This window comes from Erwinia sp. BNK-24-b, assembly GCF_047456155.1.
GTDB classification, from domain to species: domain Bacteria; phylum Pseudomonadota; class Gammaproteobacteria; order Enterobacterales; family Enterobacteriaceae; genus Erwinia; species Erwinia phyllosphaerae.
Window position 1 is genome coordinate 3,712,878 of record NZ_CP179901.1, and the last position, 26,492, is coordinate 3,739,369.

A 26,492-nucleotide genomic window follows, 5' to 3' on the forward strand; every position below is an offset into this window, starting at 1 on the left:
ACTTTATTTTGCCTCACTGTACATCTCCTCTATATAGCAGATAGCTTCACGCAATATGTTTTCACTGCCAAACCCGCCTGCTTTGGTAATCACAGGAAGATCGTCAATATCACTTTGAGTAAACGTTCCCCAGGGGATGCAGGGTGCAATCTCTCCGGCAATGCGGTAGCCCTGCGCGTTGAGAATTCGGGCAACGGCAATAGCGATATCGCCGCCCGTCAGAAAGAGGCTGCCGACCTGCGCCCGGTCCAGAATAGCCAGCGTCAGCTCCGCCAGCCGCTGGCTAATGATTTCGCCCAGCGCCTGCCTGGTCAGCTGCCACTGCTCACACAAAGTATTAATTTGTTCCCTGTCACGCTCGTCGCGGCAGGTTCTCAGCACACAGTGCTGCCGCTGATGCAGTATGCGGGCGGCAATCCCGGCCAGTTCATCCACCTGCCGATGCGGTTCGCTACCGAGCAAGGCCTGCACCTCAATATCAACAATCCGTAGATTTTCCTGCTGGCTAACGCAGGCAACCTGGCGCCGTGTTGCTTCGCTCATCGATCCGGCAACAATGAGCATTGGCAGTTTTGCGCGCGCCGTAAGGTAAGCAGAGCAAGGTAAGGCATTGGCCAGACCTGCCGCGCCCGCCAGCACATAACGACAGTCAAGACGTACAGCAGCCTGAGCCACAGCCTGCAAATCTTCTTCGGTTACGGCATCGACAACGACGAGGGTTGGCTCATCTTTGGCCAGCAGTTTTAACGTTTGATCAAGGTCTGGTGAGCGAACCTGCTCAAGATAAAGCTCCTGTACCTTCAGGCCAGCCTGCTGCGCCAGAAGATCGGCAATGCGAGAGGTGGCTACCGGCGTTTTAGGATCGCTGGCGAATTCGGTTTGATGAACAGGGATCTGGTTTACCAGACAGTGTCCGTTCAGGGTTACTCTTCCTGCGGCAGGGATGGCGGCGGCCACGATAGCGATACGGGCATGCACCGCCTGCATTGCAGCCGCGATTTCCGCACCCACGTTACCGCGAAAAGTGGAATCTATTTTTTTATAAATTAAAGGTGCGTCCATGGCTGAAAGCAGCCCGGCAATTGCTTTACTGACCCGGTTCGCCGCCGTCAAAGCATCACAGGCACGGCTATCCGTATTGACCACAATAACGTCTGCGTGCCTGTTATAAGCGCTCCCATCGCGGAGCAGAACATCAGTACGGGCACCCTTTTTGGCCAGCTGCACGCCGGTATCGTTAGCGCCGGTGAAATCGTCGGCTATCACTAACATCTTCATCGCATAGGATCCTTTTTTACTGGAGCAAGGCGAGCATTGCGCCTGGCTACCCATGATGTCAGCAACGGCGTTAATATCGCGGTCGTGATTACTGAAGCAGCAATCAAGGGAGCCGCCGCCGAGGCTGCCGAAGCCAGCGTCGGATCGGCCTGGGCAATCGCCAGCGGCGTGGCGACGGCATTACCTGCCGTACTTGAAGCCGCTGCGCCCGCTACGCCAGTCCCGCCCGCCAGGCGATCGGCTTTAATGTTAAAAAATCCCCCGACCACGGTGGTTAAGATGCCCAGTAACACGCCCGCCATCCCTCCTTCCAACAGCATGCCAAGATTGATTCCGGCACCAAGCGCGAAGGCAAAGAACGGGATCAGTAGCGGGCCACCTTTAGTCAGGAAATGGCGCATATCGCTGTCTATATTCCCAAGGATCATGCCTACAACCAGTGGTATCAGCACTGCCACCAGCGCCATTATTGGAATATTTGCCATCCCGGCAGCACCCAGAGCAATCAGAGTAAAAAACGGACCGTCATTCAGTGACAAAACGGATATTGCGCCTACATCACGCTGGTTGCCAAACTCCCCCACTAACGCCGCATAAAGCCCACCGTTAGAGTTACTCATGGCAGAAATAATCGCGATGCTGGTCAGGCCAAACAGCCCGCTCTCTCCGGCAAAACGTTCGACCAGCAGCCCGACCCCGGTTGCTACCAGCAGTTTAGTCAGCGTAATGCTTCCGCCCTGCAAAATCGTATGAGGGGCGGCCCTGAAGCTAATGCCGGCTCCCATACAAAGCAGAAAGGCCCCGATTAAAGGCGCGCCGCCATTTTTGAACAGCGCGGTGGTAAACCCACCGATCTCCAGCGCATGCGGCGCAAACGTATTTATGGCTGCCCCCATGACCAGCGGAACGACCATCATTCCACCTGGTATTCTTTCTATGCCCTGTTTTATCTTCATTGGCTTCCCTGCCTGCAAGTAGTAGCATACCGCAAATTGATTATACTCAATCATAATTGATTATATGTGAGCATGATCAAATTAATCAATATCGATTTGCCCTATAAATTTATCAGGCCTTGCTCAACACTGACGAGCAAATGACTAAATATAATCAATTCACTCATCAGCAGGACAGGACGCATGACCATCAACAGCACCGTGATTAGTGGCTATCAGACGCTTAACGACATCGGCTATCTGCTACAAAACCATCAGCACGTACTGCTGGTGACGGATAAGAACATCGCTGGCATCGCAGCGGTACAACAGCTTATCGGGCAGCTTCGCAGCAAAACGACGCTGAGTATTGTGGACACCGTTCCGCCGGAACCCAGTCAGCATGACGTGGCAGCCGTTGTAACTTCGTTACAGGTACAAAACGTGGATCTGGTGATTGGCATCGGCGGCGGTAGCGTGCTGGATGTTGCTAAGCTGCTTTCCGTGCTGTGCTGTACCGGTGCGCCTTCGCTGGATGCGCTGTTAGCGGGCGAAAAACCGCAGCGCCGCACTGCTTCTTTATTAATACCTACGACCGCCGGAACAGGTTCCGAAGCCACGCCGAATGCGATTCTGGCAATCCCGGAAAAGGAAACCAAAGTCGGCATTATTTCGCCCGTGATGCTGCCGGATTACGTCATTCTTGCGCCCGAACTGACCACCAGCATGCCGGCGCATATCGCTTCTTCTACCGGTATTGATGCGCTCTGCCATTTAATTGAATGTTTTACCGCCACCGTGTCGAATCCGGTCAGCGACAACTATGCGCTGATCGGCCTGAAAAAGCTGTTTACCAGCCTGGAAACGGCAGTGGCCGACCCGAAAAACCTGGCGGCGCGTCTCGATATGCTGTGGGCTTCTTACTATGGCGGCGCGGCTATCGCCCATGCGGGAACGCATCTGGTGCATGCCATGTCCTATCCGCTTGGCGGCAAATACCATATTCCACACGGCGTGGCGAACGCCATTCTGCTGGCACCGTGCATGCGCTTTGTGCGCCCTGCCGCCGTCGGCAAATTTGCTCAGGTCTATGACTTACTGCCGGACGCGGATGCTTCGCTAAGTAAAGAAGAGAAGTCCGTGGCGCTGGTGGACTACTTCGCCGCGCTGGTAAAACGCCTGAAACTTCCCGCCAGCCTGGATGAGCTGGGTATCAATGCCGACCATCTGCCGTACCTGGTCGAAGCCGCGCTGGACGTACAGCGCCTGATGAAGAACGTTCCTGCCCCGGTTAGCGCCAACGACGTCCGCGAGGTCTACCTGACGCTGTTCCCGGCCCTGAATCACTGACAAATTACGAGGACACCATGAGCAAAAAAATCACTGGCGTACTGACTGCCATCGTCACGCCGTTTACGAAAGATGGCGACTATAACGAAGCGGCCATGCGCGTACAGATCCGGCGCCAGCTGGCAGCGGGTAACGGTATTTTCTGCGGCGGCACCAACGGCGAGTTTTTTGTGCTGAATGCACAAGAGAAGCTGGCCGTAGCGAAAACCTGCGTGGAAGAAGTGGCAGGCAAAGCACACGTAGTGGCGCACATTGGCGAGATCTCCACTCGTGAGACTATCCGCCTTGGCAAACAGGTAGCCGCGCTGGGCGTAGACGCCGTTTCGGTGATCACACCGTGGTTTGTGCCGCTGAAGCAGGAAGAGCTGATTGCGCATTATGAAGAAGTAGCGGATGCGCTGGACGTACCGATTTTCCTCTACAACATCCCGGCCCGCACCGGTAACACGCTGCAACCTGAAACGGTGCGCAAGCTGGCCGCTCACCCGAACATCATCGGCATCAAGGATAGCGCGGGCAGCTATGAAAGCCTGAGCGGCTTCCTGCAGGCGGCGGAAGGCATTGATAACTTTGACGTTCTGAACGGCCCTGACTCGCTGATCCATCAGGGTTTTGTTGACGGCTGCTCTGCCTGTATCTCCGGGCTGGCCAACGTCGCACCGAACGAGATCAACGCTATCTGGGCACGCTTCCGCGACGGCGATATTGCCGGTTCGCACAAAGCGCAGGAAAACGTCACCGGCCTGCGTACCGACCTTTACAGCGTGGGCTTCTCGCCTGCGGCCGTGAAAAAGGCCGTCGCGCTGATGGGCCATGACGTAGGCGAAAGCCGCTATGCCGTCCGCTTCAGCGCGGAAGAAGAACAGCGTATTCGCCAGATCGTTAATCAATATATTCACTAATTTGCGGCGGCGTTGCCGCCCGCTTTGATACCAGGACACGCAAGATGAAAGTGATTTGCACTTCCCCATCCTTCGCGAAATACGATACTCAGCCGATCGACACGCTGCGGCAGCAGGGATTTGAGCTGATCAAACTGCCTGCCGATGCACCGCTGAGTGTCCTACAGCCACACCTGGCGGAAACCGTGGCGATGATCGTTGCCTTTACCGACGTGAATGAAGAACTGCTGGCGCTGGCCCCGCAGCTTTCCATTGTCTGCAAGCACGGCGTAGGCGTCGATAACATCGATCTGGCTGCCACCAAAGCACGCGGTATCTATGTGACCAACGTGCCGGATGCCAACAAGCACGCGGTGGCCGATTTTGCTTTTGCGCTGATCCTTAACGCGGCACGTCAGGTCACGACGGCAGCGGTGGAAACCCGTGCCGGGCAGTGGCCGCGCATTTTCGCCACAGATGTTTATGGTAAAACGCTGGGCATTATCGGCCTTGGCAACATCGGTAAGCAGGTTGCACTGCGCGCCAGCGGCTTCAATATGCGTGTGCTGGCCTTTGATTTCTATCCCGACCAGCAATTTGCCGCCGAACACAACGTTGAGTTTGTCAGTCTGGATCGGCTGACGGAGCAGTGTGACTTTATCACCCTGCACACGCCGCTGACCGCTGAGACACGTAACCTGTTTGATGCCGCCAGAATCGCAAAGATGAAGAAATCCGCCTTTCTGATCAACGTTTCACGTGGTGGCGTGGTGAACGAAACCGATCTGTTTAACGCGCTTTCCGACAACGTGATTGCCGGTGCCGCAGCAGACGTCTTTGACCATGAGCCGCTGGAGTCGCATCCCCTGTTCTCGCTGAATAATTTTATCCCTACCTCACATATCGCGGGCTATACCGACGGGGCGATCAGCGCCATCGGCGAGCGCTGCGTGCAGCAGATTATTCAGTGTGTGAAAGAGCAGCAGCGGCCGGCCAACGTCATGAATTCACTGTAAGCAGGCCCGGGGCGTCGTTCCCGCCCCCTTAAATAAAGCTGGACGCTGCTCCAGCCTATAACAACCTCTGTATCGGGCTCAGACTATGAATACTCTTGCTGGAAATACCCGTATCCGCTGGTGGATTGCAGGCCTGATGTGGCTGGCAATTGCCATAAACTATATCGATCGCACCGTGCTGTCGGCGGCGGCACCGCACCTGATTGACGAGCTAAAACTGACGCCCGAGTTGATGGGCTTCATCATGGCGGCGTTTTTCTGGTCTTACTCGCTATTGCAAATCCCGGCAGGCTGGTTCGCTGACCGCTTTGGCCAGAAAAAAGGCCTGGGGCTGGCCGTTGCCTGGTGGTCTATCGCTACCTCAATAATGGGCCTGGCGACCGGCTTTAAATCCCTGCTGGCGTTGCGCCTGGCGCTAGGCGTGGGCGAGGCAGCGGCCTATCCAAGCAATGCCGGGATTACCGCTCGCTGGTTCCCGGATAAAGAACGGGCCACCGTTTCCGGCCTGTTCGACAGCGCCTCGAAGTTCGGTGGTGCGGTGGCGATGCCGCTGATCGTCTGGATGATCTATATGTTCGACTGGCGGCTGACCTTCCTGATTATCGGCGCCGTCGGCCTGCTATGGGTCATCGCCTGGTACTTTATCTACGCAGAAAATCCCGAAGATCATCAGTACATCAGCAAACATGAAGTCAGTCTGATCCGCGATGGCCAGGCCCGCAAGCACGGCGATAAAAGCGTAAAACCAATGAAATGGTACAAGCTGCTGCGCTACCGCAACATCTGGGCGATGTGCATCGGTTTTTTTACCATTAACTACACCTCCTATTTCTTTATCACCTGGTTGCCCACCTACCTGGTAAAGGAAAAAGGCATGGACTTCATCAAGATGGGGATGATCGCCGCACTGCCGCTGCTGTGCGGAATGATTATAGAAGTCGTGGCTGGCTGGGCCTCTGATCGCATGGTGCACAAAAAAGTGCTGTCGCTGACCGCCACCCGCAAACTTTTCCTGACTATCGGCCTGTTAATGGCGCTGTGCATTGGCTTTGCGCCATTTACTGACTCGGTATTTATGACCGTATTCCTGCTGTGCGTGGCCAAGTCCGGCACCACCGTGGCCGCCTCTCAGGTCTGGGCGCTGCCGGGCGACGTGGCACCGAAAAACAGCGTCTCAATCGTAGCCGGATTACAGAACACCGTCTCTAACCTTGGCGGGGCCATCGGGCCAATTGTTACCGGCGCCATTGTGGCCGCCACGGGCTCCTTCACCTGGGCGCTGGTGTTCTCCGCCGCGCTGGTGGTGATTGGCATCCTTAACTATCTGTTCCTGATGGGCAAAGTCGAGCCGATTTCCGACGACGAAACCGCTCTGGCTCATCGGGCTTCGCCCGGACACGCTTAACGTTCCGGTTCACCGTTTTACGCAGGCGTTCGCCAGAACGCTTTACCCTACACGGGCGCGAAAAGAGCCATAAGGCCACCGCGCTCTTACTCATCGTGAGGCATCACAATGAAAGAGTTTTCAACCGAAGGTACGTTAATTATTATCGGCATGGTGGTCATTTATATTCTGTTTACTACCTGGCTAACCTGGCGATTAAGAAGCAAAAGCTCCGGCGATTTTATGGAAGGCTCGCGCGCCATGCCTGCCTTTATTGTCGGTATCATGCTGATGTCAGAATATATCGGTGCAAAATCAACTATCGGCACGGCGCAGGCGGCCTTTGAAGGTGGTTTCGCCGCGTCCTGGTCCGTCATTGGTGCGGCTATTGGTTTCCCCATCTTCGGGCTGCTGCTGGTTAAACGTATTTATAATACCGGCAAAATTACTATTTCCGGCGCGATAGCGGAGAAATATGGCAGCACCACCAAAAACATTATTTCTATTATTATGATTTACGCGTTGCTGCTGGTGAACGTCGGTAATTACGTCAGCGGCGCGGCGGCTATTTCTACCGTATTAAAAGTCAACTTACCCGTAGCGGCTTTTATTACCGCCGTGGTCAGTACCTTTTATTTCGTCTTTGGCGGAATGAAAGGGATGGCCTGGGTTACCATGCTACATAGCGCGCTGAAGTATATCGGCATTCTGATTATTCTTGGCGTGGCGCTGAAAATGACCGGCGGCATTACGCCAATGATACAGAAGATGCCGGACTTTTACTGGACGTGGGATGGTCACATCGGTGCCAGCACCATTGTCGCCTGGCTGATTGGCACCATCGGTTCCATTTTCTGTACTCAGTTTGTTATTCAGGCTATCTCTTCCACTAAAAGCCCTGCGGCGGCGCGGCGCGCGACCTGGGTTGCGTTTTTCTTTTGCCTGCCAATTGGTATTGCGATTGCCATAATCGGCGTGGCGGCAAAATATCTGCATCCGGATATAAAAAGCCTTTATGCCCTGCCGGTGTTTTTACAGGATATGAGCCCGTGGTTAGCCGGAATCGTCACCACTTCTCTGGTCGCTTCTATTTTTGTCAGCGTTGGCACCGTGGCGCTGGCTATCGCCTCGCTGATCGTGAAAGATTTTTATGTGCCGTACCGCAAGCCTACACCAGAGCGTGAGTTTAAAATGACGCGCTGGCTGTCGTTGGGGATCGGCTTTGCGCCGCTGATTTTTGTGCTTTTCGTGCCGGAAGTGCTGAAGCTCTCCTTCTTTACTCGCGCTATTCGCCTGTCCATTTCCGTAGTAGCGATTATCGCCTTCTATCTGCCCATGTTTAAAAGCGCACGCGGCGCGAACTGGGGACTCATTGGTGCCTGCGTCATGACGTCCGTCTGGTTTGTGCTGGGCGATCCCTTTGGCATCAACAATATGTATATCGCGCTGATTACGCCAGCCGTGATTATGGCGATTGACCACCTTATTCCGGGTCGTCAGACCGTGAAAAAAACCGACAACAGCATGCAAAAAAGTGGAGCCTGATATGACCGAAACCCCGACCGTAGAACGTAATGGCCTGGTGCACAACGCGGACAGCGATCCACATCTGCAAACGGCGATGCTGCCTTCGCCTTGTCCGCAAAACCACGCGGCTAACCTGCTGCCGCTGCCGGACGGCGATCTGCTGTGCGTCTGGTTTGGCGGCACGCAGGAAGGCATTGCCGATATTTCTATCTGGTGCTCGCGGCTGGTAAAAAACAGCAACCGCTGGAGCGAACCGCAGAAGCTTTCAGAAGACAGCAGCCGTTCTGAACAGAATCCGGTGCTGTTTCTGGCACCCGATAACATGTTGTGGCTACTCTATACCGCACAGAAATCGGGCAATCAGGACACGGCGATTGTGCGCTATCGCCAGTCTACCGATTTTGGCAAAAGCTGGGGGCCTATCGCTACGCTGCTGGAAAATCCCGGCACTTTTATCCGTCAGCCAATTGTGGTGCTGGCGAACGGTAACTGGCTCCTGCCGGTGTTTTACTGCACCACCCGGCCTGGTGAAAAGTGGGTCGGCAGTTACGACACCAGCGCGGTAAAAATCTCTGAGGATCAAGGCAAAAGCTGGCGCGATGTGCCCGTACCGCAAAGCACTGGCTGCGTACATATGAATATCACGCTGCTGAAAGATGGCTCGCTGCTGGCTCTTTACCGCAGCCGCTGGGCGGACAATATTTACTTCAGTCGTTCCACCGACAATGGCGAAAGCTGGACGGTGCCACAGCCGACGGAGCTGCCCAACAACAACTCGTCGATCCAGGTCACCACGCTGGCGAACGGCGATCTGGCGCTGGTATTTAACGCGATGAGCGCGGAAGGGGCCAGCGAGCGCCGTCTTTCACTGTATGACGAAATTGAAGATGAAGATGGCGACGTTGCCACGGCGCTGGAGCCGGTGGTGCACAGCGGCAAAACGGCTTTCTGGGGCGCGCCGCGAGCGCCGATGACGCTGGCGATTTCAAAAGACGGCGGCAAAAGCTGGCCGTGGCAGTACAATCTGGACGAAGGCGACGGCTACTGCATGACCAACAATTCACAGCAGAAGCTGAACCGCGAGTTTTCCTATCCCTCTGTTAAAGAAGGTATAAAAGGTGAACTGCATATTGCCTACACCTACTTCCGTCAGGCGATTAAATATGTGCGCATAGATGAAGCATGGCTGCGGGAGGCGCAATGATTACCGGCAATCTGACAGCGCTGAAAATGGCCATGTTACCGCCTTCGCTTGCTGCCATATTAGCGAACCCGCAACATAGCCTTGCAGCTCTGCGGGCGCGGCAGGATGGTAAATTTCAGTCGGAAGAGAACGGCTGGTTCTGCAATATTGGCGTAGCGCAAACCGCGCCACGGGAAACGCGCCATACTGAATTTCACCGGCACTATCTGGATATTCAGATCGTGCTGGCTGGCGAAGAGATCATTCATTTTTCCTGCCTGGATGCGCGAGACCAGCAGGCGGAAGAACGCAAGCCGGACCTGTTTATCCTGACTCAGCCGCAATTGCCACATTCTGTCCATTTGCAGCCTGGCGACTTCGTTATTTTCTCTCCTGGTGAGTCGCATCAGGCACTGTGCGCCGTTGGTGAACCGGCCGCGGTACGCAAAGCCGTGTTTAAAATCCCCTTAACGATGCTGGAGGAAGCATGAGCCGTCACGTGTTGATAACCGGCGTCAGTTCAGGCATTGGCGCAGCGATTGCCGAACAGCTGCTTAACCAAGGCTGGCAGGTCACCGGGTTAAGCCGGACGCTGGTCAAGCGTGATAACCCACGATTTACCTCGTTATCGGTCGATCTTTTTGATGTGGTCGCGCTGAAGCAAATGCTGGCGACGCTACCGCAGGTAGATGCGATTATCCACGCCGCCGGCATGATGAAGGCCGCGCCGTTGGGCGATCTTGATGAAGGGATTAGCGAAAAGCTTTGGCAGCTGCATATTCGGGTTGCGGAAGTGCTGGCAAACCAGCTGGCGCAACAGTTGCCAATGGGTGGCCGCATCGTGCTGATTGGAAGCAGAACATCAACCGGCGCGGCGGGACGTAGCCAGTATGTCAGCACGAAAGCGGCAATGAAGGGCATGGTAAGAAGCTGGGCGGCGGAACTGGCACCGCGCGGCGTCACCGCGAACATCGTTGCGCCTGGCGCCACGGAAACGCCGATGTTAAGCCAGCCGGGACGCGAAAGCTCGCCGCCAAAACTGCCGCCGATTGGCCGCTATATTCAGCCGCAGGAAGTCGCTGCGCTGGTCTGCTACCTGCTTTCGCCTGCCGCCGATGCGATTACCGGGCAGGAGATTGTGATTTGCGGCGGGGCATCGCTGTAACAATTCTTTTTAGATAAAAATCTATAGCCTGGTACGCTGCTTTATAAGCTTATCAGGCTTACTTTTACACTGGATCCAACATGTCGACACAGGGTTTTAGTATGTTGTAACTATCTGCCGCTGCGCTGTAAAAAGCGTTAACGTGATCGATTTTTCGCCAGCCAGGCCGATGGATATTGGCTGTCCGCTAACTTTAACGACCTTGCAGAAAGCTTCTGTAAGCGGCAATAACTGCCAGAAAATCTTCTACACCGCAAAAGCACAGGCTTTCTTCGTCGTAGTAGCTCATGCCCTCCTCCATCTCATCGCCTTCGATGCTCAGCAAATTAGCGCGAACGATAACCTCTTCTTCATCCAGCCAGATGGTGTATTCACGGCCTACGCGCTGCCACTGCCGCTCGCTGCCTTTAACCTCTTTTACCGCGGCTTCGACCTCCTCCAGCAGCGGCAGGTTGTCTACCACTTCCTCATTAAACCAGTGGCCGATTGCTTCATGCCCCATCGACATACGTACCTTTACGCTGCCGGTGACATCTCTTAAAAATTCATATTCCATGCTGCTTTCCTTTGAACTGCCAGACCCGTTATAAGCTAACGCGCGTGCGCTTGCCACGTAAACGGGAAACGGGTTTTATTATCGCAGCATTGAAAAGGAAAATCAGCGGTACTGGTTGAAGACAGAAGACACTGGCAGTGTGCACGTCACATAATATCAACGGCATGAATTTGATACGGCCTGTAGAGCGTAAGCACCAGCGTTATAGGTTATTTCCAGGCTGCCTGTACGGCAGTGAACTGCTTTGCCGACTCGAGGAAAAAGCCTTACTTTTCTTAAGCTGCCTGTACGGCAGTGAACAAAAACGCTTCGGGGCTAATTCTGTAGCACGATTTCTAAGCTGCCTGTACGGCAGTGAACGGTGTGCCGGAGGTCACAGAGCAGGGAATTAATTTCTAAGCTGCCTGTACGGCAGTGAATATCTGCAAATGGCTGGTTATGCAGCCGCACTGTTTCTAAGCTGCCTGTACGGCAGTGAACTTCATCGTCCATCGGCTGAATGCCGGTCTTCATTTCTAAGCTGCCTGTACGGCAGTGAACCTGGCGCAGCAGGTGCCATCACTGGCGGCAATTTTCTAAGCTGCCTGTACGGCAGTGAACTCAACTCAGGCAGAGCGCCAAGGCCCCTTATTTTTCTAAGCTGCCTGTACGGCAGTGAACATGAAGCTCTTATTCTGATTATCTCTACAGTTTTTCTAAGCTGCCTGTACGGCAGTGAACAACGTCTTCCCCGTTAACAGTCAACGTTTTGATTTCTAAGCTGCCTGTACGGCAGTGAACATCGATTTGAACGCCACGCAAGCGGCCATTCGTTTCTAAGCTGCCTGTACGGCAGTGAACACACTGAGCAGCTATACGTTTGAGAGCCTGATTTTCTAAGCTGCCTGTACGGCAGTGAACGAGATGGTGTTGAGTGAAGTAGTTCGCGTAACTTTCTAAGCTGCCTGTACGGCAGTGAACGTCGAGAACATCCATTTCATCTATCTCAACAATTTCTAAGCTGCCTGTACGGCAGTGAACCTCGTCAGTCATGGCGGTGAGAAACGCCTGGCGTTTCTAAGCTGCCTGTACGGCAGTGAACATCGATATCTCGTTCATTGAGCATCTGTCGCATTTCTAAGCTGCCTGTACGGCAGTGAACACAACAGTCTCTCGGCATCACCGAAGGCATCTTTTCTAAGCTGCCTGTACGGCAGTGAACTTGATGGAGTGCGTGCAGGCCGTACCGAGTCATTTCTAAGCTGCCTGTACGGCAGTGAACCCTCGGTTCGTACTCATCATGACTGAGTTGTGTTTCTAAGCTGCCTGTACGGCAGTGAACGCGATTCCAAGGATAAAGCCCGGTGGGCTGTTTTTCTAAGCTGCCTGTACGGCAGTGAACGCCGAGATTGAGCGGGTAAAGCGTCTGTATCATTTCTAAGCTGCCTGTACGGCAGTGAACTTCCGGCACGCTGAAGCGCACGCCAAACTGCCTTTCTAAGCTGCCTGTACGGCAGTGAACTGTTGCGTGAACAGTTTAATCCAATGTTTTACGAAGAAAATTGAGCAATCCCAGGTTAAAACCCTTTTTTTATCTTTCTTTAAAAATAATTTAAAATCAAATAATTAAAATTACGTTCAGGAAAAGGGTCTTAGTGATGTATCGAATTTTATGCCTGGCTATCATCTTTCGCCCGAAAGCATAAAAAAATCCGGTACTGCTTCCAGTCCCGGATTTTTACTTTTAATCAGCGTTATTCGGCTCTGAATAACGCTGATTGCTGTTACACCGCCGTCTGGAAAATCACGCCGTCGGCTTTTTCAGTATATTGATTCAGCTTGTCGAAGTTCAGATAGCGATAGGTATCCACCGCCGTCTTATCAACCTGATTCATAAACTGCTGGTACTCTTCCGGCGTTGGCAGCTTGCCTAACAGCGAAGCGACCGCAGCCAGCTCGGCCGAAGCCAGAAAGACGTTTGCGCCGTTGCCCAGACGGTTCGGGAAGTTACGCGTAGAGGTAGAAACCACCGTTGCGCCATCCGCCACGCGCGCCTGGTTACCCATGCAGAGTGAACAGCCTGGGATCTCAATACGCGCGCCGCTCTTACCGAATACGCTGTAATAGCCTTCTTCCGTCAGCTGCGCCGCATCCATTTTGGTCGGTGGAGCTACCCACAGACGCGTTGGCAGCTGGCCTTTATGACTGTCCAGCAGTTTGCCCGCCGCGCGGAAGTGACCGATGTTGGTCATGCAGGAACCGATAAAGACTTCGTCAATCTTTTCGCCCTGCACGTCAGACAGCAGACGCGCATCGTCCGGATCGTTCGGCGCACACAGAATTGGCTCTTTGATCTCAGCCAGATCGATATCGATCACCGCCGCGTACTCTGCATCCGCATCGCCTTCCAGCAGCTGTGGATCCGCCAGCCATTTTTCCATGCCCTGAATACGACGTTCCAGCGTACGGCGATCGCCATAGCCTTCCGCAATCATCCACTTCAGCAGAACGATGTTGGAATTGAGGTACTCGATGATCGGATCTTTACCCAGCTTGATCGTACAGCCCGCTGCCGAACGCTCAGCGGAAGCATCAGACAGTTCAAACGCCTGCTCAACCTTCAGTTCCGGCAGGCCTTCGATTTCCAGAATGCGGCCAGAGAAGATGTTTTTCTTACCTTTCTTCTCTACGGTCAGCAGACCCTGCTTGATAGCGTACAGCGGGATGGCGTGAACCAGGTCACGCAGCGTGATACCCGGCTGCATTTTGCCTTTGAAGCGCACCAGCACAGATTCAGGCATGTCCAGTGGCATAACGCCAGTTGCCGCAGCAAACGCTACCAGGCCAGAACCCGCCGGGAAAGAGATGCCGATTGGGAAACGGGTATGTGAATCGCCGCCCGTACCAACGGTATCCGGCAGCAGCATGCGGTTCAGCCAGCTGTGGATGATGCCGTCGCCAGGACGCAGCGAAACGCCACCGCGGTTCATAATGAAGTCCGGCAGCGTGTGGTGCGTGGAAACGTCAACAGGCTTTGGATAAGCCGCCGTATGGCAGAATGACTGCATCACCAGATCGGCAGAGAAGCCCAGGCACGCCAGGTCTTTCAGCTCGTCACGGGTCATTGGCCCGGTGGTGTCCTGAGAACCTACAGAAGTCATTTTTGGTTCGCAGTATGCGCCAGGACGCACGCCTTCCGTACCGCAGGCACGACCAACCATTTTCTGTGCCAGCGAGTAGCCGCGGGTGCTTTCCGCCACGTCTTTCGCCTGACGGAATACTTCGCTGTGCGGCAGACCTAAAGCTTCACGGGCTTTGGTAGTCAGACCACGACCGATAATCAGCGGAATACGGCCACCGGCACGAACTTCATCAAGCAGAACGTCGGTTTTCAGTTCGAAATTCGCCAGTACTTCGCCCGTTTCGTGGTTACGCACTTCGCCTTTATAAGGATAGATGTCAATAACATCGCCCATATTCAGCTTATCAACGTCCACCTCGATTGGCAGCGCGCCCGCATCTTCCATCGTGTTGAAGAAAATTGGCGCGATTTTACCGCCCAGCACGACGCCGCCGCCTTTTTTGTTTGGCACGTATGGGATGTCGTCGCCCATAAACCACAGCACCGAGTTAGTAGCGGATTTACGGGAAGAACCGGTGCCGACTACGTCGCCGACGTAGGCCAGCGGGAAGCCTTTGGCCTGCAGCGCTTCAATCTGTTTGATTGGGCCGACGTTGCCTGGCTGGTCCGGCTCGATACCTTCGCGGGCATTCTTCAGCATCGCCAGCGCGTGCAGAGGGATATCCGGGCGGGACCAGGCGTCAGGAGCAGGAGAAAGATCGTCGGTGTTGGTTTCGCCAGTGACTTTGAATACGGTAACGGTAATTTTTTCCGCCAGCTCCGGGCGAGAAAGATACCATTCGGCATCAGCCCAGGACTGCATAATCTGTTTCGCGTGCGGGTTGCCAGCTTTGGCCTTCTCTTCGACGTCGTAGAAGTTGTCGAACATCAGCAGCGTGTGGGAAAGTGCTTTAGCGGCAATCGGTGCCAGCGTTTCGCTGTCCAGCGCGTCAATCAGCGGATGAATGTTGTAACCGCCCTGCATGGTGCCCAGCAGCTCAACAGCTTTTTCAGGAGTAACCAGAGGAGAGGTCGCTTCGCCTTTGGCGACAGCAGCCAGGAATCCGGCTTTAACATAGGCCGCTTCGTCAACGCCCGGCGGAACTCGATTGATTAACAAATCGGACAGGAATTCTTCTTCACCCGCTGGCGGGTTTTTCAGCAGTTCAACCAGCGCGGCCATTTGGGAAGCATCTAATGGTTTAGGAACGATCCCTTCAACAGCACGCTCGGCAACGTGCTTACGGTATTCTTCTAGCACGACGTTCTCCTCGCTCACATTGTAATGACCGGGCGCCTTCAGGTTTACCGCAAATTGATTTGCTCATTCTGTAGGGTAAGGTGCCCGGTTTCGCGAGGGCCAGCATAGCAGGATTTTAGGGTGGTGTTAATCTGTTTACAAAAAAGCAACATCATTAACAGCACAAAACGCAACCGGGTTTGGCTGCAAAAGGGCCGCATATACGGGAAACTGGCGTTGTATGCAGGATCGTAAAAACAGTAAAAAATCTGCTGTTTCTGAACAATTTATTGCCTACGGTTAAGCTAAGCGGGTTTTTAATAAATTTACGTTAGTGAATGCGCTAAAGGCGTAGCGCATGCTTAATGCTGCCTGTACGGCAGTGAACCTCTATCTCGTCTGCAACTACGCCCGCGCCCATTTCTAAGCTGCCAGTACGACAGTGAACATCACGACTCAGGTAATGATCGCCACGTTTTATTTCTAAGCTGCCTGTACAGCAGAGAACGCTTTACCAGCTCTTTAATCTTGCTCATTTGCTTTTCTAAGCTGCCTGTAGGCAGTGAACAGAAAACACAAAAAGCGGATGCGATCGCTCAGTTTCTAAGCTGCCTGTACGGCAGTGAACAAATGAAACGTGGCTGACAGTTTCCAGCTCAATTTCTAAGCTGCCTGTAGGGCAGTGAACACCAGCTTGTCGGGATTAGCCTCAATGCTGTCTTTCTAAGCTGCCTGTACGGCAGTGAACTCAGACATCATCTACTCAATGGCCTATCAAATTTTCTAAGCTGCCTGTACGGCAGTGAACTCAATTTGCCTGCCTGATGTAGCGAAGTATCATTTCTAAGCTGCCTGTACGGCAGTGAACTCTGGGCCATTAATCATGGTAATGTGCTAGAATTTCTAAGCTGCCTGTACGGCAGTGAACTTCGATTCTCTTAATGCTGAACCGCTGCCGGGTTTCTAAGCTGCCTGTACGGCAGTGAACCAAAGCATTGCACGCCCGACCAGATGGTTGATTTTCTAAGCTGCCTGTACGGCAGTGAACCGCAAGCTGCGTGAATACCTGGCTACGTTCCGTTTCTAAGCTGCCTGTACGGCAGTGAACAATGTTTCGTTTTGAAGTTATTACGCGCGGAATTTCTAAGCTGCCTGTACGGCAGTGAACTACACTAACCCTCTTGATCTGCAATCCCTGACTTTCTAAGCTGCCTGTACGGCAGTGAACGGTAGATATATGAGGATCAATGTTGACGTATTTTTCTAAGCTGCCTGTACGGCAGTGAACTCGTAATTGAGCATCTGGTTTCGCAGTACCTCTTTCTAAGCTGCCTGTACGGCAGTGAACGGTATTCGCAAGGATTGCGCGGCCTTCAACCTTTTCTAAGCTGCCTGTACGGCAGTGAACGTGTTGGTGTAGGCTGCATCCGTATTTAATTCTTTCTAAGCTGCCTGTACGGCAGTGAACGTAACACCGAAAATAAAAGTGGCGCTGGTATCTTTCTAAGCTGCCTGTACGGCAGTGAACAGTTAGCATTAGTGCCTTGTCGATTGAAAATAAAGCTATTTCCACCTTTTCCTTCAAAATACCCTTTTTCCAGCCTCGAAATAATAATCTTATTTTTCAAAATACTAAAAAAGCGGCCAGAAAAAGGGTTCCCAACGTTAAAACCACGGAACTGTTGCTACCGCACTCAGGCCATAGCTGCTAAAAGTGCCTTCGGTTGGTTTTTCCTGTAGCGGCCCATGCTCAAAAAAAAGCAGCCACGTATGCCCATTGGAAAGGCTTTTAATCGGTAAGAAAGGCAGCTTGCCGCGCTTTTCGCTTAACACGCTGATTTTTTGTATCGCCTCCTCCTCCGTCAGCCAGCCTTTTTTCACTGAGCGACGCCGCAGCCGATCAGCGTTACTTTTATATTGCACCCGACGCACGGTGCGGTATCGACAGTTTTCCGGCACCGCGCGAACGGATTTGCAAAAAATGTACTCTTCAAGCTTGCTGTACCAGCGAGTGGCGGCAAGCTTTGTTAAGTCATCCTGCGTGCCGTGCAGCCGCAAACGGCTTCCTGGCGTCAGGCCAACCGTCGGAAAACTAATTCCTATCCGGCCTTCACCAGCCTGGCGTAATTTGAGATGGAGTTGTGCAAAAAGCGCCGCCATCATTACCTGATCCGTAATCTCGGGATCCGGCAAAATAAGGATATCCTGGTAATAATTCATGCGGCCATCCTATTCACCTTTCTCGCCAAAGACGCCGCCACGAACCAACGTAGCGATAATGTAATGCTGCTGCTCAACCGCTGGCGCTTCCCCTTTCGTCACCCAGTTATCCAACAGCGTGTAAAAATCCATTTTCTGTTTGGGCTGCCGGTAAGCCAGACCGCGACTGGTCACGGAGCCGTAAGGTTCCACCGCAATCGGCCCCATATCCGGCTCTTCAGCCTGCGGATACCAGGTATCTATAGTGCGCAACGCGTTACCGATTTTCTGCGAATGCATAGCTGCAATGCCATCAACCTGATACAGCACCTTGCTTTTTTTGCTGTTGCTGTCCAGCACCAGCTCCTGAGAAGGAAAAACTTCCTGACCGTTACCCAGACGTACAAAAGCTTCCACGTTCAGCAACACAAATGCTTTTCCCGCCAGCCCTTCGGCAATGGCATCAGCCAGATGCGCCAGGTCGCCCTTTGGCTGAGAAAAACGACGTAGATTGTAGTCATGTGCATCAAACGCCCAACTTTTTTCGCCGCTGGTGATGCATACTTTTATCGCCTCTGCACCAATTCGGTTACGCCAAAGAAAACGTCCATTGGCGATATTTTCAGCATAACGCGCAGCCAGCTCACTGAAACCATGCTGTTCCACATAGCCGTTAATAACTTTTGTTAGCTCAGCCTGATAGGCTTGATCATTACAGACCGAAGGCGTAGCCAAATCGCCCAGAATACGCAGCGTAAAAACCACCTTTAGCGTATCGGCATCCGCTGGCAGTGCAGCGACATCCACGCGCTGAAGGTTAGCTTTCTGGATCTCAGCATCCAGTTTCGCTGGATCGCTGGCCAGCGCATTTTTCAGACGGTTAGAGATAGTTCCGCGTACCGCTTTTTCCTTTATTGCTATCGGCTGCCACAGCTCTTTCTGTTGCCATTTCCCGGCAAACATCACGCCGTCAGAGGTTGCTAATTTTTTCTCAAAAGCCAGTACGGAAGCGGTTTTGATTGTTGCTTTAGCCATGTTCAATTTCCTTATCAATTAGTCGTCGTTAAATTCGTCTTCAGGCTCATCATAATGCTGCTGCGTTACGTCCCGAATGCTGCGGCACAGGTAGTGCCCGTCTTGATATTCATTAAGCCAGAGAAGTTCATCAAGCTGGTTGATACGATGCAGGCCGCGCCATTCACCCACGCCGTATACCGCCTCGGCAAAGCAGAACGGCGTGGTGTTATCGCGCGCGTTTGCTACCTGGCCTGGCTCCAGCAGAGGCGCGATAGCGCGATAGCCGGTCATTAACGGCACCAGAAATCCGCCTTCCGGTTTTGGCTGATATTCCCAGCGAGCCTGATCTCCCGGCTGAGGATCGTCAGTTTCCGCCACGGCCCGCATTTTCAGGCTGGCGAAATCAAGCCAGGCATCCAGCATTTCTGCCTGCGGATTTGTCTGAAGAAGATCGGTGAAATGCGTTTTCAGCAGCGGCGAGCGGTCCAGAAGTGCAAAACCGGGCAATAAACGACGCAGGATCTTACGCGTCGCCCGTTCATCTTCCGGCCAGCCGATCACGCTAGCCTGCGCAAGCTGGGTAATTAAACCTCCTGCCAGCCGCTGCATCTGACAACATTGAGAAAGATGCTGTGCCAGCGCGGCTGCGCCCTGCTCACCGCCTGCAATGCTGCCTTCGCACTTTAGCAGCAGCGAAACGGTCAGATGCATGCGGCCTTCTTCGTTAAACGACGCCGTCTTTGCTTCTCTGGTTAACGGGTTACGCGTTAGTGAAAATACATGGTCATAGCCGGAAGAGTGCGCGTGAATCTGCTGCTGATGACAAACAACGCCGCAGCCGCTCAGGCTTAAACCATGACTTTTTTCCAGCTTGCGCGACAGGGCGTGAGTAAACCCAAGAAAGTGGGTTATCGCGGGAAAACCCCAGGTTAATCCGGCAATGGCATTGGCATTTTCCACGCGAAGACGGCGCAAAATAATCAGATGGCTCATAAAAGTTCCTCTTTTAAATCCTGCTCCATTTCGCGCAGACGTTGTTTAAACAACGCTGCGGTTGAAAAATAGCGCCGCTCTGTTTCCGCCATATTAAGAATATTTTTGGCGACAGCGCCGGGTTGATAGCTGAGCTGACGGCTAAGCCAATAGCCAAAATCTCTCGCCACCTCTTTCTTCCAGTCGCCCACCTCGCGCTCAAAGCGGAAATCATCGTCGGTTTTACTACGTAACGGATCGAGCCAGAGCTGCTGCGATCGCTTTAGCTCACAACTTTGATCTTCGCTCCATCTGGCAAAGTCAGGCTGCTGAACACCGACCACATAGTTAAATAATATATCGATAATTTCATCGACGTAGCTCAGGCGTTTCTGGCGGATTTCCTGGTTGTTTTCTTTGCTGTAAACGTTTAGCAGGTAGCGCTTCAGTCTTTCGGTAGTGGGTCGCGCCAGGCGTGAAAATTCACTGTAAGCATGGAAAATAGTTTTGTGTTGTAAAGGCGGCCTATTGACGGATTGCCAGACCGGTGCGGCACAGGATAAAAGCCGGACTTTGCCGCCGCGTGCGCTGTTAAGGTAAGAGATATTTTGCGGTTTAGTGCCGCCGAAATTTTGAATCGCGGTTTGAAGAAAGATTGTTTTGGGCTGGCTATGCCAGGTTCCAGCTTTAACAGCGGCGTTAATCTCTTTTGCTTCTTCGCTAAAGCGCGAGTCAGTGAGGCGCTTGTGCAGGGCTTGCGCTAATGAAGTGGCAAAAAGCGGGCTGAGAAGATGGTACTGGCCATCGTCTAGCGGGAAGTAAATTTGCTTTGCCAGTTTATGCGAAGCCGGATTTGACGTAGATAAAACCTGTTTAAATCCATTCACCCATTCTGCCAGCTGCTGCTCGTTTTCCGCCAGCGCGGCCAGCGCTGAGGTATCATCACGGATCATGCTCGCGATCAACGAGTCGCCGTGGTAATCGGTTTGCAATAATTTGGCAACATCAAGCGCCGCCGCATTCCCAATAGCATCAGTTAAGGAATTTTTTAATGAGGCTGAAGAGAGATAATCAGGGTTATTCTTATCAGAAGACTGAAAGATGCTGCTGCCTTTTGCATCGCTATGGGTAAATTTCAGCGCATGCGTTACCAGGCTAATTTGTCCGGCGCGCCTGGCTGCATCGCTTAACCAGGTTCGTACTTCATACTTCTGATCCAGTTCTGCATACTGGCTCGCATAATCGCTTTTAATTGTGGCCTGTTCCGCTGCCGACTGCGTACCAGCCAGCGCTTTTGCCTCTTCTTTTTCCAGAGACTCGCGTTTGGGAATCTTACGCTCATTGATATATGAAATGATGAAAGATGAAAGTTCGTCTTTTGGCATCCTTTGCCTCCTTTTGGGTACGGCGCTATTTGTTTAAGAACACATTAAATAATGAGAAAGAAAGATTTTTTCCCGAAATTTCACTATCAGTAATGCTCATAGATTCAATACCCGGTTTGGAAACCAATACGCAAACTGCCGTTAAAACAGCCATGCTGGCTACCACTAACCAAACCACAGTCAACAATCCTTTTAATCCCTGACGCTTCATTTCTGCCTCCAAGTAGCAATTCCTATTTCAAACATCCTTTTTAGCGAACGCAGTAATTAACTACCAAAGGAACAAAAAGATCAAGACTACCTTTACAATTTAGTAGCGAAACGATTCAGCCTTTATTTTCTTAGTATTATTTTTGTTTTTATTTTCAAAACGCTATTATCTTCAAACTGCCGAGTAGGCAGCTTAGCAAAAGTATCAATTAATTAGATATGTTACTCTTTTATCCTGCCGTACAGGCAGCGGCGCACTCAGTCGAGTGCGCCAAATACCCCTAACAATGGATGGAAATACCACTCCTCATCACTCTTATACAACCGAATCTCACCAAACCTTTTGCTGACCTCCGCCAGCTCCATGCCAGTTTCGTCAGCCAGACTGGCATACAGCTGCTGATAGTCCGGCGCTATCCATATCACCACGCCGTTTGCCAGTTCCGGCATCGCAACGTAATTAATCATGCTCGTTTTACGACCGGCAAAGCCATCATCCGGCTGCCAGAACTGTCCTTCGTCGCCGTCATCTTCTATCAACAAATAATGCAGCTCATCGGGCGAAGACTGTCGGAAAGGACGTCGCTTTTGCATTTCTCCACACCAGCTGACCGGTTTACGCCACCATAGCGCCGCGCAATATTTTTCTGGTTCGCGCTTTTTGCCCAATAGTTCTGTACGCAATCGGGCATGCTCCAGATCGACAAGATGCTTAAAAGGCCCACACGTTCGCATCCCGCCAGGTTCCTGCACCCGCGGCCTGGCATCAATCACGGTGTATTCCTCTTCGCGCAGCAAGTTCTGCAAATCGTGACTGGCAAAAAGAAAATCGCCCTGTTCAAAACCGGGACGGTTATAAGCCGCTTTATTCGGGAAGCGCAACGCGCGAAAATTTTTCCGCAGCAGATGGATATTAGGTTCGGCTGGCGCAGCCTGTCGATGCCGCTGTACGCGTCCTGCCAGCTGAATAATGGCGCGCATAGAGCTGGGTTCGACGATGGCCCAGTCCAGATCGAGATCCCTGCCAACTTCTATAACGGGGCTCGCCAGCACTACAAACAAATGCTGCTGCGCTTCGCTGTTTTCCAGCGCCTGCTTAATTTCTGCAACCTGCCAGAGCGCCTGCGGATCGTGACGCGTCAGCGCGGCTTCCAGACGATTTTCTATATATGAGCGCATCGCTAAAGGGTGGCGGCTGTGGTAGAGGCAGTAATGAATTTGCGTATTTTCCGCCGCAGACATTGTCAGCAAACGTTGCGCTACCGCAACCAGCTTATTGATATTCGCCATGCGAATGACGCCCAGCGAGACGCATTTTCCACTCGCTTCGTGCAGCTGATGATGAGCGGCATGCAGCTGCTGCATCGAGCGATAAAAGGTTGCTGCTAAGGCATTCAGTACCTCGCCCTCTTTATTACATGCTGGAGTCACGTCCACCAGCAAACCTTTTCTTAACGCTGCGGACTGCTGCAACTTTTTAACCCGCTCTGCGACAAAAGCATCATGCTGCTTGCGGAAGTCGCTACCCGTGGCGATATCCTGATGTGCAGATTCATATTCATCAAACCAGGCGCAGCAAACAGGCGGCGCTTCCTCGGTCAGTCCGGCATTTTTATGCCATTCAGCGCGACCGTTGCGGTAAGCGTTATAAAGTGCCAGTACCAGCGAAGGCGGCAACGTGGCGGAAGAAAGCAGTACGCGCGAACCAAGCATACCGGCCCAGTTCACCAGCCGACAAAGCGCGGGAAGATCGTTGATATCAAAGTCATCCGGTTCATCCAGCACCAGATCGCCTGTTAACAGCCGAAGCATTGGCGCAATCTGCTTGCCGCCGCGCAGCCCTTCCGTTGCAGGAATCAGATAATCGATAGTGCTGACTAATACCGGCGCGCTCAGCAAACGGTGCAGCGGCGCCTTGTTTTGTAACCAGCGGCTAAGCCGCCCGTCATCCAGACTACCATCATAGCGAACATAGTGATGCTCGTGGAAAAGCGCCTCAGCGGACTCGCTTCCTGCATCTACTTCTTCTTCATCTTTGACATCATAATGCTGATGCAGATCTTTGACCGCCTGCGAGCCAATCATCACCGCTAAATCTTCATCGGCCAGCTTTAGCCTGTCGCGTAAGACATCGCCAGTTTGTAGCGTCAGCGTGCGCAGTCCTAAGGCGACAGAAAAACGGCAGCCCAGTTTTTCATCGCTTAGCGCATACATAATGCGGGCATTGGCAAAAGTTTTTCCGCAGCCGGTTGAAGCCATGTTTATCCCAAAAAAACCCTGGTTTGCGGTTTGTTCACGCAGTGATGCGGCCAGGTCGAATGCGCGATCCTGCCAGCGGAAGCTAGTTTTTGCGCTGCGTTGCCGAAAGGCCTTGTGCCGCGTTATTGCCGGTAACGTTTTTCGTAAATGAGGCAGGCTGGCACCCAGCAATAACGCATTCTGCGCTACTGCGATATTGTGTTCGTCCAACTTTTGCTTGCCAGTTCGGCTTCCCGGTTCACTGTTGGCATAGGCACCATATTCTCCGTCCTGCCAGCCGGGCGTAGCTGGCAAAGAAGAGTAATGGTGGTCGGCCAGCATTAACGCCAGCCGCGCCATATGGCAGGTAAACAGTTGATCGAGCCGTGCAAAACGCAGCAGCGCAGGCTGAGCGAGCGCGCGACGGGCAATTTTTTGCGCTTTAACGCGCCAGGTCCGGCTTTTTATCGGCGTGCCTTGCGCAAATGACCACTGTTTTTTCAATTCCTGACGCTGCCATTCATGCTTCAGATGATTTAGCGCGTTCCAGACAGGTTCCAACTGATGATTTAGCCAACTCTCTGTTTCCGTGAGCTGCGGCGGATTACTGCGACCCATGGGATAAACCGGCAGGCGATGGTGTGACAGGATCAGCCAGGCGATCGTCGCGGCCATCGGCGGTAAGGTAGCGAAAGGATTCTCTAAAGCCGGATCCTTTATTATTCTGTCCACCATAGCTGCCTCATCGTCAGCGCTGATATTCGCTAACGCCTGAAGCCACTGCGCATCGTCACGTTCGCCAACCCAGGCGCAAAACAGCCGCAGCGACACCCATTCATGTCGATAAGGCTGAAAGCTTTTGCCTTCGCCAAACAGATTCTGCTGAAAAAGCTGGTTGGCTTTGCCGAAATCATGAAACAGACCGGCGATAGCCGCTATCAGCCCGATTGCCTGTGCGCTTTGCCAATGGTTTTCATCGTGGCTTTTTAATATATCGCGTTCCGTCGAGTGAGTTGGCGCACTCCCGTCATGATTAAAGCGGCGCAGATTTCCGATAATCCACAGTAATTCAGTCTGTCCTGAGCTTTTTATCCAGTGACAGGCTACAGCAGTATTTCTTCTGGCGGTTTTACGCAGCAATTTTCTTAAGGTGTTAAGACCCTCCTGCGTGATAGCTGTCTGCCAGGTTCTTTCACCTTTCCGCTCGGCAAATTGATCGATAATACGACGTGTTTCATCCAGCGCGTGCTTATTGCATTGGGAGACCAGTAAGATATTCATTTATCCGTCCGACCAAAATATTCTGCCGTTGATTGTAGCGTTTCAATCATCAGATCTAACGCCTCGGCCTTTTGTAATCCGGTAATGCAGCGCTGGCGGAATTCCTGCTCGTCCTCGCCTGCCATTGCAGAAATAAAAGCCTGCGGCAGGATCAGCGCATCTTTAATGATATCTGCCACGTCAAATACCAGCCCACCGCGCCGGGTCTTGCCGTGTAATACGGCCAGGCCATGCGGCAAGCCTGTAACCCAACATGCCGTGGCGGCAAGCCCGTAAGCTAAATAGTTACCGTGGTCTAAATAACGATTGGCAATATCCGCGCCGCCGCCGCGTTTTGCCCGCGTAAATTCGCCATATTTTGTGGTTTCTGCCGCCAGCTTATATAACGCCTTCGTCAATACGGCTTCTTGCGCTAAAAGGTATTGTACGCTAGTGCACGTAATCAGACTATTTTCATAACGCTCTAATAAACTCTGCAAAACGGGTTGCTCGATAATAAATTTTTCCTGTTTGTTCCGTCGTTCGTTTAACCAGTGTTTTTTTATTTGCGCAATGCGTACTCGCTGAAAAGCTATTGCCGCCTCTACTCTTTTTTCATCATCAAACCAGAAGCTCATCCAGTTTTGCAGATATTCATTCGGACGATATTCGCTTTGCGACGTTAACCAGGAGACCGAAACTTCGACCTCATTAGCAGCATAAAGCGGCGTACCATTTCCGCCACAAAATCCCACCAGGACGCCAGCCCTGGCAAATTCCCGCATGGCAGCCTGGGTTACGGAAGTGCCGGTACCTAACATGATTACCGTGGTATTGGCGATAGGGATATTCCAGTAAAGCGAACGTTTCCCTTCATCGGTGACATATTCCACGCGTCCGCCGTTAACCAGTACGCGGCAATACTGCAGGTAATAGATATTGCTGCGTTTTGAATGAAGAATAGTTTTTAAATCAGAGGGTTTAAGAGGTTCCATACGCATTCCTTGCGTTTGTCTGACGAGTATCGTTATTGATATGATTTGTGGTACGACAGCATATTAAATCATCAGCAAGAGTAAAGTGTAAAGCGGTTGCGCTCTTACGATGGACCGCTGAAAGTGAAAACGAATCGGGTAAGAACGGCGCTTACGGTCGGTCATAAAGTATTAAGACTTATTAGTTTGGTTGGTAATGCATATTTGTCAGTGACATCCTTTTCAGGCATCAGCTTTTTGATCTGCCTGTACGGCAGTGAATGGTTTTGATATCTCTGAACCGGGAGAGGGCTGTTTCTAAGCTACCTGTACGGCAGTGAACCTGTTCAGCGCGTATGCGGGCACGGTGACGCTTTTCTAAGCTACCTGTACGGCAGTGAACAGTGCGCGCCCAGAAGTCGCCACGCGTCATCATTTCTAAGCTACCTGTACGGCAGTGAACCTACATCGCCTGATATACCAGGTTCCCTCTGTTTTCTAAGCTACCTGTACGGCAGTGAACCAGAACATTAGGTGAGTTACTTAATATCTGGTTTTATAAGCTACCTGTACGGCAGTGAACTTTGATTTAGCTGGCTCAGACAGAGAGCGGGATTTCTAA

Annotated in this window: 19 protein-coding genes and 3 CRISPR repeat arrays (1 of these 22 only partly in view); of the genes, 8 read left to right on the forward strand and 11 right to left on the reverse strand. The window is 52.5% G+C overall.

Going from position 1 to position 26,492, the window contains the following annotated elements:
- Positions 1-3: 3 nt before the first annotated feature.
- Positions 4-1,278 carry a D-threonate kinase gene (gene dtnK / locus ACMGGR_RS17075; RefSeq protein ID WP_414147409.1) on the reverse strand — a complete coding sequence of 425 codons (1,275 nt, stop codon included), beginning with the start codon at positions 1,276-1,278 and terminating at the stop codon, positions 4-6.
- Positions 1,275-2,234: a 2-keto-3-deoxygluconate permease 1 gene (locus ACMGGR_RS17080; protein ID WP_414147410.1), complete on the reverse strand. Its 960-nt coding sequence runs from the start codon at positions 2,232-2,234 to the stop codon at positions 1,275-1,277. The genes dtnK and ACMGGR_RS17080 overlap by 4 nt, the downstream gene beginning before the upstream one ends.
- Positions 2,235-2,417: 183 nt before the next feature.
- Here ACMGGR_RS17080 and ACMGGR_RS17085 point away from each other — a divergent pair, with 183 nt between their 5' ends.
- The 8 genes from ACMGGR_RS17085 to ACMGGR_RS17120 all read left to right on the forward strand — a co-directional run bounded on the left by ACMGGR_RS17085 (position 2,418) and on the right by ACMGGR_RS17120 (position 10,719).
- Entirely contained in the window at positions 2,418-3,563 is a 1,146-nt protein-coding gene (locus ACMGGR_RS17085) for an iron-containing alcohol dehydrogenase (protein WP_414147411.1), read from the forward strand.
- Between the two features lie 17 nt (positions 3,564-3,580).
- The gene (locus tag ACMGGR_RS17090) at positions 3,581-4,465 is read left to right on the forward strand and encodes a dihydrodipicolinate synthase family protein (protein WP_246758215.1); all 885 of its coding nucleotides are present in this window, start codon (positions 3,581-3,583) and stop codon (positions 4,463-4,465) included.
- A gap of 44 nt (positions 4,466-4,509) precedes the next feature.
- A complete protein-coding gene (locus ACMGGR_RS17095; protein ID WP_414147412.1) occupies positions 4,510-5,460 on the forward strand; it encodes a phosphoglycerate dehydrogenase in 951 nt (316 codons plus the stop codon).
- Between the two features lie 85 nt (positions 5,461-5,545).
- Positions 5,546-6,865, forward strand: a complete 1,320-nt coding sequence (locus ACMGGR_RS17100) for an MFS transporter (protein WP_414147413.1) — start codon at positions 5,546-5,548, stop codon at positions 6,863-6,865.
- Between the two features lie 108 nt (positions 6,866-6,973).
- A complete protein-coding gene (locus ACMGGR_RS17105; protein ID WP_246758211.1) occupies positions 6,974-8,389 on the forward strand; it encodes a sodium:solute symporter family protein in 1,416 nt (471 codons plus the stop codon).
- A 1-nt stretch (position 8,390) separates the two neighbouring features.
- Positions 8,391-9,575, forward strand: a complete 1,185-nt coding sequence (locus ACMGGR_RS17110) for a sialidase family protein (RefSeq protein WP_414147414.1) — start codon at positions 8,391-8,393, stop codon at positions 9,573-9,575.
- A complete protein-coding gene (locus tag ACMGGR_RS17115) occupies positions 9,572-10,045 on the forward strand; it encodes a YhcH/YjgK/YiaL family protein (protein ID WP_414147415.1) in 474 nt (157 codons plus the stop codon). Before ACMGGR_RS17110 ends, ACMGGR_RS17115 begins: the two co-directional genes overlap by 4 nt.
- A complete protein-coding gene (locus tag ACMGGR_RS17120; protein ID WP_246758208.1) occupies positions 10,042-10,719 on the forward strand; it encodes an SDR family NAD(P)-dependent oxidoreductase in 678 nt (225 codons plus the stop codon). The genes ACMGGR_RS17115 and ACMGGR_RS17120 overlap by 4 nt, the downstream gene beginning before the upstream one ends.
- Before the next feature lie 193 nt (positions 10,720-10,912).
- Here ACMGGR_RS17120 and yacL read toward each other — a convergent pair whose 3' ends face one another.
- From yacL to cas1f, 9 genes are all read right to left on the reverse strand, one after another.
- Complete coding sequence (gene yacL, locus ACMGGR_RS17125) at positions 10,913-11,275, reverse strand: protein YacL (RefSeq protein ID WP_246758207.1); 363 nt, start codon at positions 11,273-11,275, stop codon at positions 10,913-10,915.
- 212 nt (positions 11,276-11,487) lie between these two features.
- Positions 11,488-12,776: a CRISPR direct-repeat array (repeat unit 28 nt; unit sequence TTTCTAAGCTGCCTGTACGGCAGTGAAC).
- A 262-nt stretch (positions 12,777-13,038) separates the two neighbouring features.
- Positions 13,039-15,636 (reverse strand): bifunctional aconitate hydratase 2/2-methylisocitrate dehydratase, encoded by a 2,598-nt coding sequence (gene acnB / locus ACMGGR_RS17130; protein WP_414147416.1) that lies wholly within the window; start codon positions 15,634-15,636, stop codon positions 13,039-13,041.
- A 579-nt stretch (positions 15,637-16,215) separates the two neighbouring features.
- A CRISPR array of direct repeats spans positions 16,216-17,143; the repeat unit is 28 nt; unit sequence TTTCTAAGCTGCCTGTACGGCAGTGAAC.
- Positions 17,144-17,280: 137 nt separating this feature from the next.
- Positions 17,281-17,835, reverse strand: coding sequence for a type I-F CRISPR-associated endoribonuclease Cas6/Csy4 (cas6f, locus tag ACMGGR_RS17135; RefSeq protein WP_414147417.1), 555 nt, complete (start codon positions 17,833-17,835; stop codon positions 17,281-17,283).
- Between the two features lie 9 nt (positions 17,836-17,844).
- A complete protein-coding gene (gene csy3, locus ACMGGR_RS17140; RefSeq protein WP_414147418.1) occupies positions 17,845-18,849 on the reverse strand; it encodes a type I-F CRISPR-associated protein Csy3 in 1,005 nt (334 codons plus the stop codon).
- 18 nt (positions 18,850-18,867) lie between these two features.
- Positions 18,868-19,824 (reverse strand): type I-F CRISPR-associated protein Csy2, encoded by a 957-nt coding sequence (gene csy2, locus ACMGGR_RS17145; RefSeq protein WP_414147419.1) that lies wholly within the window; start codon positions 19,822-19,824, stop codon positions 18,868-18,870.
- The gene (gene csy1, locus ACMGGR_RS17150; protein ID WP_414147420.1) at positions 19,821-21,188 is read right to left on the reverse strand and encodes a type I-F CRISPR-associated protein Csy1; all 1,368 of its coding nucleotides are present in this window, start codon (positions 21,186-21,188) and stop codon (positions 19,821-19,823) included. The genes csy2 and csy1 overlap by 4 nt, the downstream gene beginning before the upstream one ends.
- Positions 21,189-21,213: 25 nt before the next feature.
- On the reverse strand, positions 21,214-21,399 hold the full coding sequence (locus ACMGGR_RS17155; protein ID WP_414147421.1) for a hypothetical protein: 186 nt from the start codon (positions 21,397-21,399) through the stop codon (positions 21,214-21,216).
- A 257-nt stretch (positions 21,400-21,656) separates the two neighbouring features.
- Positions 21,657-24,917, reverse strand: coding sequence for a type I-F CRISPR-associated helicase Cas3f (gene cas3f, locus ACMGGR_RS17160; RefSeq protein ID WP_414147422.1), 3,261 nt, complete (start codon positions 24,915-24,917; stop codon positions 21,657-21,659).
- Complete coding sequence (gene cas1f, locus ACMGGR_RS17165; protein ID WP_414147423.1) at positions 24,914-25,891, reverse strand: type I-F CRISPR-associated endonuclease Cas1f; 978 nt, start codon at positions 25,889-25,891, stop codon at positions 24,914-24,916. The genes cas3f and cas1f overlap by 4 nt, the downstream gene beginning before the upstream one ends.
- 234 nt (positions 25,892-26,125) lie before the next feature.
- Positions 26,126-26,492: direct repeats of the CRISPR family, unit length 28 nt (it continues 1,338 nt past the right edge of the window).